Source organism: Novipirellula artificiosorum, assembly GCF_007860135.1.
Taxonomy (GTDB): Bacteria; Planctomycetota; Planctomycetia; order Pirellulales; family Pirellulaceae; genus Novipirellula_A; species Novipirellula_A artificiosorum.
In genome coordinates this window covers 111,891-122,424 of sequence record NZ_SJPV01000017.1, presented here as the reverse complement: position 1 = coordinate 122,424, position 10,534 = coordinate 111,891, and the positions used below count along the sequence as shown (strand labels likewise).

The following is a 10,534-nucleotide window of genomic DNA, read 5'->3' as shown; positions in this document are numbered from 1 at the left end:
GTTTGGTTTGCCGCCTCACGGAAAAAATACAACCACTGCTCGATCGGATCGATGATAGGCTTATTATCGCCTGGAATCACGTACTTGCAAAACGACAACAACGGTCTTATGACCATCGACTGCGCCACTACATCCACGATTCGGGAGACCTGCTGACAGCTAAGAAACTGGGCGTTCCCCGTTCGACCATTCATGGCTGGCGCCACCATAACTGTGGACCAGTCGTTTCGCACGTCCAGTCATCGGAAACCGAAAGTTTGACCACCGAGATCGCGCGACTGAAACGGCAGAACGAAGTTCTGCGAGCTTGGTTGCGAGTGGCATTGGTCCTGTTCAAACTAACCGCGTTTTCGTTTGAGCGACAGAGACTGCCTGATGGAAAGAACAAGTCGCGGCTTCTGCGTGCAATTGATCGATTCAGCAAAGCGATTCCACTGACACGAATTCTCCAAACCATCGGGCTTTCACCATCCCGTTATCACGCATGGCGAAATCGGAATCCTTGCGAGTTGACCGATTATTCATCGTGTCCCAAAAGCCACCCGACACAAACAAGCGTCAACGGAAATCGCAACCATCCGAGAGATGGCAACGTCGGACGACTACCGACACGTTCCCACGAGTACACTGTCTCGATTGGCCCAACGATTAGGAAAGGTCTATGCTTCAACCAGCACTTGGTACCGGCTCATGCGTCAGTACAATTGGCGGCGTCCTCGGAAACGAGTGCATCCGCTAAAGCCGAAGATTGGAATCCGAGCCGCATCGCCGAACGAGCTTTGGCACGTTGATGCGACTTTGCTTCGATTGCTTGACGGAAGCAAGATCTACCTACATGCCGACTGACGGTCAAGTCGAGCACGGCTGCCCGCAGTTTTCCCGAGATCCGCCCTCCGCGCCGAGAACTCGAACAAAAAGTCCAGAATGTTTCGACAAACAGCAGGGCCAATCCTCACGGGTCGCAATGCGTTTCAGCACTTTATTCAACCTACGAGTTTAGGTTTCTTTGTTTTTCTTGGTTTCGTCGACACGACACTGAACTGCACTCCCGCGTCCTTTTGCAAGAACCGAGTAACACTGAACAGATTCTTGACGTTTGGATTCCCGCAGCTACTTAGCATTCGCATGAGACTCTTCGGGTCCTTGTCGACCGCCTTGCCGACACGCTCAAAGCCGACAGTAGCATTGATGTAGTCACGGAGCATTACCTTCGCTACATCAACATCCCCGCATACGATTGCTTCCAATGCCTCAGTCAAAAGCTCATCGCGAAACTCAGGATCTCGATCGGCACGATCTTTGACGGTCTCTTTAAAATCTCGAGTTAATGCCATTATCTGTTCCTCCTCGGTTTCTTCTTTAACTGCGGCTTCGACTTGACCGACACGGCTGCCTTCTTAATCTTCGCCTTCCGATGCTTGTAATCCTTCCAGTATTGCTTGGCCTGGTCGATATCCGACTGCTGCTGGGATTTCGTTCCTCCACAAAAAAGCAGAACGAAGTCCTCACCATCTTTCGCATAGTAAAAACGGTAGCCCTTTTCGAAATTTATGCGACGTTCCCAAACGCCGCCCCCTACCGATTTGTGATCGCCGAAGTTGCCTAATTCCATCCTCGTGGCAGCCGAAGTCACCTTCGCCGCAGCCTTTGCTCCGAGTGAATCAAACCACTCGGCGAAAGGCACTCTGCCGCCTTCGGTCTCGTATTGCGTTACTTTGGCCATCACTACATGGTAACACCTATGTTACCTTCGTCAAGTCTGCTTGAGAAAATTGAGCACGATATTCCAATTTACAGCTTCGTCCGGTCAAAAAGCTCAGCCGATCATTAGAGACCGCGAAAACCGGCATTTAAAGCGCCTGACATCCGTGGATCTCAGCGAACCGGACGTCAGTAATCTTCTCGCAACCGTTCTCACCCGAACGGCCACAAACTCTGATCGCTCAGAAGCTTGTCAATGCTGGTTTACATTTCGCCTCACACCAATGATCGTCTCGGATTTGCCGGACTACCGAGACGCCGATGAAATTCATTCTGCAACCGTGGCAGTTGATGCTGATCGTTCTTGCCAGTTGGGTCAATCGACAACAACAAGAAGTCATTGAGTACCTTCGCACCGAAAATACAGTTCTCAAAGAGAAATTCGGCAAGAAGCGAATCCTGCTGGCTGATGATCAGCGGCGTCGATTGGCAGTCAAAGGCACAATCCTCGGACGCAAAACACTTGAGCAGTTTGGGACTCTGTTCACACCGGACACGATCCTGCGTTGGCATCGACAATTGGTTGCCAATAAGTGGGACTACTCCGATCGCAAAGAGAAGAAATGTGGCCGGCCAAGGGTGCGCCAAGTGATCGTTGATTTGACCGTGGAGTTCGCGAAAGAGAATCCGACCTGGGGCTACGATCGAATCAGCGGTGCATTGTCGAACCTTGGCTACAACATCTGCGACTCCACCATTGGCAACATCCTCAAATCCCGCGGCATTGAACCGGCACCGACACGCCGGCGTACAGGATCCTGGGAAACATTCCTCAAGGCGCACTGGGACGTGATGGCTGCGATTGACTTCACCACCGTGGAAGTCTGGACAAAGAGTGGCCTGACGACGTTCTATCTGCTCTTTGTCATGGAGCTGAAAACACGCCGTGTCGACTTCGCGGGCTGCACCACGAATCCGAACGAGGCGTGGATGAAAACAATTGCCCTCGAACTGACTAACCATGAGGACGGTTTTCTCAAGGACAAAAGGTACATAATCATGGACCGCGATGCAACACTCCGATTTCAAAACAATCGGTTTGATGTCTGCTGCGCGATGCGACCGTTTTGACGCGATTTTTCAACGGCACCGCTGAATTTGAGCTCGATCTCGATCCAGAATTCAACCTTATATGGCAAACCAACCTCGGATTTCACCGACCTAAATGCTCGTTCGACTTTTTTGACCCCACACGGGCGACCCGACTGATATCCTCGATTTAGACACCGTCGAATCGTCAATAAGCGTGCCGGACAGCGGAGTGTTGACCGCGCCGCTGGACAACTTAGAGAGCAACATGGCGTACATGGTGTTTGCGTCACTGGCTTGGACGTTGAAAACATGGAGCGGAATGTTGATCCGGGTCAAAGGCAACGAAGGTCAGCGGCGAGTCCGTCGAGAAGCACGCAACCGCATCGTTCGGATGGAATTCTGGACGTACTTGAACTCGCTGATGCTCCTTCCTGCACAGGTCATTCGTTCATCGCGTCGGCGAATATTCCGATTATTAACGTATCGACCCACGGTCGACTTGCTGATGACGATGCATGACCACATTCGTCAGCCGTTACGCTGTTGAAGAACGAATCATCGAAGCCGAAGTCTGGATGCTTCGGTCCGCCGCGGCGCCCAACCAAAAAGAATACGAACGATGCGAACAACCACGACGAACAGACGACAAGCCAGGCCACCGGTCCGCCACGATTGTCCTACGCAGCGGCCCATTGGCCCGATGAGGCCACGTGGCAACCACCGTTGGAGGACTTGCATGACAGATTGGCGCGAGGTGGTCGAGCAGCATGGACAGATCGTCTGGCAGACGGCCTACCGACATGTGGGGGTGTTGCTCAATCGTGCTCGCACACGGTTGCGGCAACTGTTGAATGAATTCGTGACGTCCGAAGACACGAAACAGGGGAACTCGCCGTGAACAGGCACAAGAATTCCAGTCGCGATGGCCTGTTAGAACGGGCCACCGAGGCCCTGCGGCAGACGCCGATTTCCGCCAACGCGCCAGCCGATCTGGTTTCCAGCGTTGTGTTGCGTCTCGACAGCGAGGAAGCTGCCGCCGACATGGTTGAACCCCAATCACTTTTTGAGAGGATCCAGGCAATGCAACCCCTAACAAAATTCGTGTTGGTCGCCAGTTTGTTTCTAGTGTTTTGCGGGCTGTTTTCCCTCCTCTCGCCACGCAGCCTAGCTTACGCTTTGGAAGAAGTCGCCGCGGCGATCGTCCTTAAAATGGAGAACGCTCCCGAAGATCGACCAGTCAATGGATCGTTCGAGCTGCTTCGTCAGCGTGTTCGAAACGCGCAGGACGATCCCGGCAAGGGTTCGCTTGCGTTAGGCGAGAAGCGAGTGGCACTATCAAGGAGGAAGCGTGAAGCTTGACGACGCCCAGACCGTCATCTTCTGGTACAGCCCTCAAGACAGCGATACCTACCAAGTTCTGTACGGCGACCTGCGAGTGGAGAAGGGTGTCGCCGAAGCTGACCTGCCGACGAAAAGGGGCAGGGAGTAGCCAGTCTGTTTTGATACCAGATCGAAATCAAGCCGCCATTTCTTGCCGCCGACCCTAATTGGCCGCATCCGTCGCCCTACATCCAGAACCTCCTGATGATGCGAAGGACGAAGTTGCACTTCCGGATGTCAATCTCCTGAGCCTATCTCAATCGATCGCGGGCGTTGTCTTCTTGTGTGCAGCCAAGCGATCGATGCCATCGCGATAGATCCGCAGCAAGCTGGCTTCCGGCTTCGCGGTAACCAGCAAGACCGTCGTTTTTTCTTCAAACGAAGTTTTCTCCGCGATGGTCTGATCGGCATCTTGATTCAGCGTCTGACCAAAAACTTTGGGCTCATCCGACGGAAGCGCGCGGAACCCAGACTCGAGGTTTTTTGGAGGTATGGCTCCGGTGTCCAATGATCTCTTAGAAAAGAGTCCCCGACGGTCGGTCGTCCGCCGGGAACCGGTAGCACCCTTGGCGCACCGTCGACCGGGATATCCCTTGTCAAGTTGCACCTCTGCAGAGCTCGACTCCGTTTCTCCCGGCAACTGCACGATAACAAGTGAAAATAGCTCCTGCCCGCAATCATGGGACACCGGAGAGATGCCTCGAAAACCTCCTGCGCACGCTTCCGCCGGATGAGCCAAACTTTGACGGCCCAATCATTCTTCAAAGCCTCGTCGCGAAAGATATCGCAGGGCTGTTGATGCGCCCTATGTGCAATCCCCTTGCAACGTTTCTCGAACTGCTTGGGCTCACCATCTAAAACTGCGGCAACTGTGATGTGCATGGGCGTGGGCGTGGACTAGCGAAAAGAGATACGGGCTGCTGAGCGTGAGAGGCAATCCGAACTCGCGCGACTACCTAAGCCCGGAGATTGTACCCTTCCCGCAGCCAGCTATCCATCAACCGCACCATGCAAGCGGCACGTGAAACAAATCTAATCTCGATCCATTTCTTGGTTCAGACCTAAGCATGATCGCTGCTCTGTTGCGATTCTGGATAGACAGGCGATCGTTGAAGTATTCGGACGGGAAGAAGTTGCGAAGTGGCGTTTCCGCGTTGGAACCGAACCCGATTTGAATCCAGGCCACTGGACGGGCACGAATGGCACCTAATCCGCAGCAAGGCGTTGCTGTGCTGGGACTTAGCATCGATTGACAGCAAGGGGCTTCACTTGCGATGAGTTCGGATATCTAACCTCCCGAACACGCCAAGCAAGGAAGCCCCCCGTGTGTCACGTTCCCTTTGATTCGTTTCGCAGTCGAGTCCATCACGCCCGCCAATGTGGCGATCTGTACTTTGCCTCGCTGATCACTAAAGAGACTATTGAGTCGGCCTATGGGAAGGCAACATCGATTCTCAGATCGGCTCGAGTTTATAAGACTTCGGTGACGCTCTGGGTGTTCCTGTCTCAGGTGATGAGCATCCATCGCGGCTGTTTGTCGGCGGTCGTCATGGACATGGCGATGGGACGTTACAAGGGGAAGCTTACTCACGAGGTCAGTCTGTTCAGACAGATCGATGAAATCATTCACTCGATTCAATTGGACAGGCCACCACGTCCGGAGTGGATGAGCCAGCAACGAGCCCCGTCGTAGAACTGCAAGAATCGGAGACCTTTGGCGGCAGGTGAATCGAGGTTCGGAATTTCAATTTCTCCCTCGTAACACCCGAACTCTGAATCCCGCCATGTCATCAGTAAGATTCACGATGATATTGGGACGTTCAGCCGCTTGTAGAACGGTACAGAGGCACAAAAACGCGAAAGCAGCCGAGATGGCTGGCCCAATGTTGCCTAGCAACTTCGTCCTTCAAGGTCTCTATGTGTTTGGAGGCAACGTCTGGGACACAAGGTGCATTGTTTTGCAAGCGAGTAAAGAGCGGCAGGGCGAATCACTTATCATCCTAGTGAAGTCCACTACAATTTGAGGAACGGATTGCACTGGTAGGAAGTGGTTGGGGGATTGCGGTAACGCTGCAAATTATCGAAAATTCATAGTCTCCAGCCGACATGGAATTGTCTTCCTTGTTGTTCGTTTTCTTGTGACTTGATCGCGACGCTGAAAGGCTGCGTTTCCTCCGTGCAAGTCAAGTCCACTCACTGGAGTGCTTTGTGGTTTGGCGATTCGATGTTCACCCAATGCATTGTTGCCTGGCGAATCTGCTGGCGTTTTCGATGGGAGTTGTGTTTGATCTGAGACAGAAACGCATAGTGATTTTGCCTTAAGATAACGGAACACACTTGTTCTTACGAGTTTAGCATGAAGCCCAAACGTGACGTCGCCGTTCTGATCGAGACCTCTCGCGAATACGGGCGTGGTCTACTCCGAGGCGTCGCTCGGTTTAACCGTGAAGCAACCAATTGGTCAATCTATTTTAAGCAGCAGGATTTGGGGGCTCCGTTGCCGGACTGGTTTAAGACTTGGCGCGGCGATGGAATTCTTGCCAGAGTGACCGATCGCAAGATGGGACGGGCGATTCTCAAGACGGGAATTCCTTTGATCGATCTTCGTGGAGCTGCGGGGCCGTTGGGAGTGCCCTCGTTCGGGATCGAGAATACGAGCGTGGCGCGAGCAGCACTCGATCATTTGGTTGATTGTGGGCTAAAACAGTTTGCGTTCGTTGGCGAACCGACCGGACGCTATCTCTACGATGACCTGCGTCGAAATGCGTTCGTCTCGCTCGTCCAGCAGCACGGTTCAACGTGCCACGTGTTTAAGAAGACCGACGCAGCCAAGGAAAACGACTGGAAATCTCAGCAACAAGAACTGGCGAATTGGTTGGTCGATCTGCCAAAACCAATTGGTGTGATGTGTTGCCACGATGATCGCGGGCGACAAGTGCTCGATGCATGCCAGCGAGCCAATTTATTGGTTCCCGATCAGGTCGCGGTGATCGGCGTTGATAATGATGAGTTTCTTTGCCAGCTATCAGATCCTGCGTTAACCAGTGTGAACATCGATGCAGAGCGGATTGGTTTCGAGGCCGCTGTCCAACTCGACCGACTGATGAACGATCAAACGAAACTCAGCCAGCCGGTGTGGTTTGAAGCAACCGGAGTCGTCGCGAGACAATCGACCGATATCATTGCTTGTGACGACCCAATCATCGCGAAAGCCATTCGGCTGATTCGACAACAGGCGTGCAACCAATTGACGGTGGATGACGTGGAAAAACACTTGCCCATTTCACGCTCGCTGCTGAATCGTCGGTTTAAGGAGATTGTTGGACGGACGCCAAAGCAAGAGATTGTGCGGCTGCAAATGCAGCGAGCGATTGAGTTATTGCAGCAATCCTCGGCTTCGATCGAAAGCATCTCCGAGCAATGTGGGTTCAACGAAGCGTGGTATTTCATCTCCATCTTCCGGAAGCATTTTGGCATCACGCCAGCCAAGTATCGTGGGCACCGCTCCTGAAATACCAAAAGGTTGCATGCAAACACAATTTTCTGGGTTGCCTCCCTGCCATGCAGTTGGTATGCTTCTCTTTATCGGCCGCGGTATCTCATGGGAGACCTTGTTTTTCGAGCGAAGCTGGCTTTGGCCAATTGAAGTCGTGGAATCTTCCTGATTGGGAGCGGTGGGATGTCCAATTGCGCGGGGCATGCATTTCGCGCATCTCACCGCGACCGGTCATGGAGATGGGAACCTAGCAACTTGGAGCCACTTTGTCGGGGCGATCGCGGGACGGCCCACCCCGTCCCAGATTCGGAATCCGCTTGGCGAGCCGATCGCGAGCAATACGAATGACTTTGATTGTGCCGTCGCCAAGGTCAATCTCGATTGCGAGTTGGTTCACCTGGACGAAAACTGGGGACGTCTCAAAGCGATGAAGGCGAAGTACGGAGTCAGGGTGAAGATCACGGATCCAGGATTGCTGGGGCCCGTACTGATCGCAAGCGAACACGAAACGATTAGTATCGATTCGATGATCGAGGAGTTTGACCTTGAGCGACTGGATGACTACATGGCCCGTTCGCGCGCTCACCGTCTTCAACCTGGAAAGATGGCCCCATGAATCGCCGTACCTAGTGGACCGTCAAGGTTAAGACTGCGAGTTGGGACGTAGTGGACTTCGCCAGAAGTCCCTTAGAACATTTGAGTTACGGATTTCTGGCGAAATCCACTACCCTAAAATTCAATGCTGACGGTCCATGAGTCAGAGGACATGCTATGAGAATCGATTTCGGCATCTACTTGCTGGTGCTAACCACCTTTGCGATACCCACGAACATGCGAATTCACGCTGACGAACCCGAGTCGCATCATCCCGAAACGCTTCGACTCGGAATCATCGGGCTCGATACGTCTCACGCAACCGCGTTCACCCAAGAATTCAACCGAGACGAGGCCAGCGACCCGGCTTTGGTCGGACTTCGTGTTGTGGCTGCCTATCCGCACGGTAGCCCCGATATTGAATCGAGTACGAGCCGCATCCCTAAATTGACCGCGGAGATGGAAGCGTTGGGAGTCGAGATCACCGAGTCGATTGCGGACCTGCTAACCAAAGTCGATTGTGTGTTACTTGAAACCAACGACGGTCGGATCCACTTTGAACAAGCTTTGGAGGTGTTTCGGGCGGGGAAACCGGTTTTCATTGACAAGCCGATCGGATCGAATCTTGCGGAAGCCCTCGCGATTTTCCGGGCTGCCGAACACTACAAAACACCGATGTTCAGTAGCTCGTCACTTCGTTTCAGCAGCGCGGTACAGCGGGTTCGCGCCGGCGACGAGGGTCCTGTTCTGGGATGTAGCAGTTACAGTCCCTGCTCACTCGAGAAGACGCATGTGGATTTGTTTTGGTACGGAATTCATGGAGTGGAGCTGCTCTACACGTGCATGGGAACCGGCTGTGTCAGCGTTAGTCATACTTCGTCGAATGACTTCGAGTTTTCGGTAGGTCGGTGGGCGGACGGACGGATTGGAACGTTCCGTGGAATTCGCTCAGGAAAAACCGGCTACGGTGGAACCGCTTTTTGCAGTCAAGGTATCCAGTCGATTGGGCCTTATGAAGGTTACAAGCCGCTGGTGATCGAGATTGGCAGATTCTTCCGATCCCTTCGGTCGCCGATCGAGCCAACCGAAACGATCGAGCTGTACGCATTCATGCAAGCGGCAATGCTCAGCAAACAACGTGGTGGCAATCCGGTTCACCTTGCCGAAGTGATGGCGGATGCGGATGCCGAAGCGAGCGTTATCTTGTCAGGGAGGCTGGGACCGTGATCACCGACTTGAATCTCCCCGAAATTGTTGAAAGCGAATCGCAACTCGATGCACTTCTTACTCGGCCATCCGATGCGCTGGTAGACTTTATTGCCAATCGAGAAGGCGACCTGATCATACTCGGGATTGCTGGAAAGATGGGAGTCAGTCTCGGGCACTTGGCCGTCAGGGCCATCGAGAGGGCCGGTGTTCGAAAAACGGTTTACGGAGTTGCGAGATTCTCGCGTCCCGAATCACAGGAACAACTCGAATCGATCGGCGTCAAGACAATCCAGTGCGATCTGTTGAATCGTGCGGCGGTCGCCCAACTTCCACAGATCAAAAACGTTCTCTTCATGGTGGGACGGAAATTCGGCACGGCGGGTGCCGCGTCATTGACATGGGCGATGAACACGATCGTACCCGCGAACGTCACCGAGCATTTCCGCCAATCAAGCATCGTTGCTTTTTCGACTGGCTGTGTTTACCCGTTAGTTCGCATTGGTAGCGCACCGAACGAGAGGGTCGCTCCGGAGCCCATCGGTGAGTATGCCCAATCCTGTTTGGGGCGTGAACGCGTGTTCGAGTATGGTAGTCGTGCCTACGGAACGCCCGTTTGCTTGTATCGCCTGAACTACTCGATCGATTTGCGATATGGGGTGCTGCACGACATTGCCGAGAAAATTCAGTGTGATGAACCCGTTGACCTTGGCGTGCCGGCGTTCAATGTGATCTGGCAAGGCGATGCCAACACGCAAGCGTTAATGTGCTTGGGCCATTGCTCGTCGCCAGCAAATATCCTGAATGTGACGGGACCGGAAACACTGACAACGAAAGATGTCGCAGAACAGTTAGGCCAATGGATGGGGATGCCTGTTCGGTTCACCGGAAAGCCCAGCGACTTGTCCTACTTGAGCGATAGTGCGAGAGCCACTGCATTGTTCGGCGCACCTTCCGTGGCGGCGGAACAACTCATCCGTTGGCAAGCCCACTGGAGCATGATGGGTGGGCGGTCACTCGGCAAACCAACGCACTTTACCGTTACCGACGGAAGCTACTAGTCCA

Annotated in this window: 15 protein-coding genes; 11 read left to right on the top strand and 4 right to left on the bottom strand. The window is 53.5% G+C overall.

The features are described 5' to 3' along the window. A partial coding sequence (locus Poly41_RS35215; RefSeq protein ID WP_231616050.1) for a hypothetical protein occupies nt 1-194 on the bottom strand: 194 nt, incomplete at its 3' end. A gap of 391 nt (nt 195-585) precedes the next feature. Here Poly41_RS35215 and Poly41_RS29595 point away from each other — a divergent pair. After that, nucleotides 586-846 carry a hypothetical protein gene (locus Poly41_RS29595; RefSeq protein WP_146530984.1) on the top strand — a complete coding sequence of 87 codons (261 nt, stop codon included), beginning with the start codon at nt 586-588 and terminating at the stop codon, nt 844-846. Nucleotides 847-983: 137 nt separating this feature from the next. Here Poly41_RS29595 and Poly41_RS29590 read toward each other — a convergent pair whose 3' ends face one another. Both Poly41_RS29590 and Poly41_RS29585 read right to left on the bottom strand, forming a co-directional pair. Beyond that, a complete protein-coding gene (locus Poly41_RS29590; protein ID WP_146530983.1) occupies nt 984-1,334 on the bottom strand; it encodes a helix-turn-helix domain-containing transcriptional regulator in 351 nt (116 codons plus the stop codon). Beyond that, nucleotides 1,334-1,723 (bottom strand): type II toxin-antitoxin system RelE/ParE family toxin, encoded by a 390-nt coding sequence (locus Poly41_RS29585; RefSeq protein ID WP_146530982.1) that lies wholly within the window; start codon nt 1,721-1,723, stop codon nt 1,334-1,336. The genes Poly41_RS29590 and Poly41_RS29585 overlap by 1 nt, the downstream gene beginning before the upstream one ends. Nucleotides 1,724-2,022: 299 nt before the next feature. On the opposite strand from Poly41_RS29585, the gene Poly41_RS29580 reads away from it, so the two are divergent. The 5 genes from Poly41_RS29580 to Poly41_RS34515 all read left to right on the top strand — a co-directional run bounded on the left by Poly41_RS29580 (nt 2,023) and on the right by Poly41_RS34515 (nt 4,282). Continuing rightward, the gene (locus Poly41_RS29580; protein ID WP_146530981.1) at nt 2,023-2,832 is read left to right on the top strand and encodes a hypothetical protein; all 810 of its coding nucleotides are present in this window, start codon (nt 2,023-2,025) and stop codon (nt 2,830-2,832) included. Nucleotides 2,833-3,007: 175 nt separating this feature from the next. Continuing rightward, the gene (locus tag Poly41_RS29575; RefSeq protein WP_146530980.1) at nt 3,008-3,340 is read left to right on the top strand and encodes a hypothetical protein; all 333 of its coding nucleotides are present in this window, start codon (nt 3,008-3,010) and stop codon (nt 3,338-3,340) included. Between the two features lie 189 nt (nt 3,341-3,529). Then, nucleotides 3,530-3,691: a hypothetical protein gene (locus tag Poly41_RS34520; protein WP_197231808.1), complete on the top strand. Its 162-nt coding sequence runs from the start codon at nt 3,530-3,532 to the stop codon at nt 3,689-3,691. Then, nucleotides 3,688-4,152 carry a hypothetical protein gene (locus tag Poly41_RS29570; protein ID WP_146530979.1) on the top strand — a complete coding sequence of 155 codons (465 nt, stop codon included), beginning with the start codon at nt 3,688-3,690 and terminating at the stop codon, nt 4,150-4,152. Before Poly41_RS34520 ends, Poly41_RS29570 begins: the two co-directional genes overlap by 4 nt. Continuing rightward, on the top strand, nt 4,142-4,282 hold the full coding sequence (locus Poly41_RS34515; protein ID WP_197231806.1) for a hypothetical protein: 141 nt from the start codon (nt 4,142-4,144) through the stop codon (nt 4,280-4,282). Before Poly41_RS29570 ends, Poly41_RS34515 begins: the two co-directional genes overlap by 11 nt. Nucleotides 4,283-4,429: 147 nt before the next feature. Here Poly41_RS34515 and Poly41_RS29565 read toward each other — a convergent pair whose 3' ends face one another. Continuing rightward, the gene (locus Poly41_RS29565; protein ID WP_146530978.1) at nt 4,430-4,681 is read right to left on the bottom strand and encodes a hypothetical protein; all 252 of its coding nucleotides are present in this window, start codon (nt 4,679-4,681) and stop codon (nt 4,430-4,432) included. 816 nt (nt 4,682-5,497) lie between these two features. Between Poly41_RS29565 and Poly41_RS29560 the strand changes: the two genes are divergently transcribed. The 5 genes from Poly41_RS29560 (at nt 5,498) to Poly41_RS29540 (ending at nt 10,530) form a co-directional block, all read left to right on the top strand. After that, nucleotides 5,498-5,866: an FYVE zinc finger domain-containing protein gene (locus tag Poly41_RS29560; protein ID WP_146530977.1), complete on the top strand. Its 369-nt coding sequence runs from the start codon at nt 5,498-5,500 to the stop codon at nt 5,864-5,866. Between the two features lie 663 nt (nt 5,867-6,529). Further along, complete coding sequence (locus tag Poly41_RS29555) at nt 6,530-7,684, top strand: XylR family transcriptional regulator (RefSeq protein ID WP_146530976.1); 1,155 nt, start codon at nt 6,530-6,532, stop codon at nt 7,682-7,684. Between the two features lie 187 nt (nt 7,685-7,871). Then, nucleotides 7,872-8,285, top strand: coding sequence for a hypothetical protein (locus Poly41_RS29550; RefSeq protein WP_146530975.1), 414 nt, complete (start codon nt 7,872-7,874; stop codon nt 8,283-8,285). Nucleotides 8,286-8,440: 155 nt separating this feature from the next. Continuing rightward, nucleotides 8,441-9,490, top strand: coding sequence for a Gfo/Idh/MocA family protein (locus tag Poly41_RS29545; protein ID WP_315853751.1), 1,050 nt, complete (start codon nt 8,441-8,443; stop codon nt 9,488-9,490). Next, on the top strand, nt 9,487-10,530 hold the full coding sequence (locus Poly41_RS29540; RefSeq protein ID WP_231616049.1) for an NAD-dependent epimerase/dehydratase family protein: 1,044 nt from the start codon (nt 9,487-9,489) through the stop codon (nt 10,528-10,530). Before Poly41_RS29545 ends, Poly41_RS29540 begins: the two co-directional genes overlap by 4 nt. Nucleotides 10,531-10,534: the final 4 nt, after the last annotated feature.

What these genes read in the sequence shown, in the direction of transcription:
- Poly41_RS34520 (WP_197231808.1), top strand. Translation starts at nt 3,530, where the DNA reads ATGACAGATTGGCGCGAGGTGGTCGAGCAGCATGGACAGATCGTCTGG.
- Poly41_RS29545 (WP_315853751.1), top strand. Translation starts at nt 8,441, where the DNA reads ATGAGAATCGATTTCGGCATCTACTTGCTGGTGCTAACCACCTTTGCG.
- Poly41_RS29590 (WP_146530983.1), bottom strand. Translation starts at nt 1,334, where the DNA reads ATGGCATTAACTCGAGATTTTAAAGAGACCGTCAAAGATCGTGCCGAT.
- Poly41_RS29550 (WP_146530975.1), top strand. Translation starts at nt 7,872, where the DNA reads ATGCATTTCGCGCATCTCACCGCGACCGGTCATGGAGATGGGAACCTA.
- Poly41_RS29580 (WP_146530981.1), top strand. Translation starts at nt 2,023, where the DNA reads ATGAAATTCATTCTGCAACCGTGGCAGTTGATGCTGATCGTTCTTGCC.
- Poly41_RS29555 (WP_146530976.1), top strand. Translation starts at nt 6,530, where the DNA reads ATGAAGCCCAAACGTGACGTCGCCGTTCTGATCGAGACCTCTCGCGAA.
- Poly41_RS29595 (WP_146530984.1), top strand. Translation starts at nt 586, where the DNA reads ATGGCAACGTCGGACGACTACCGACACGTTCCCACGAGTACACTGTCT.
- Poly41_RS29585 (WP_146530982.1), bottom strand. Translation starts at nt 1,723, where the DNA reads ATGGCCAAAGTAACGCAATACGAGACCGAAGGCGGCAGAGTGCCTTTC.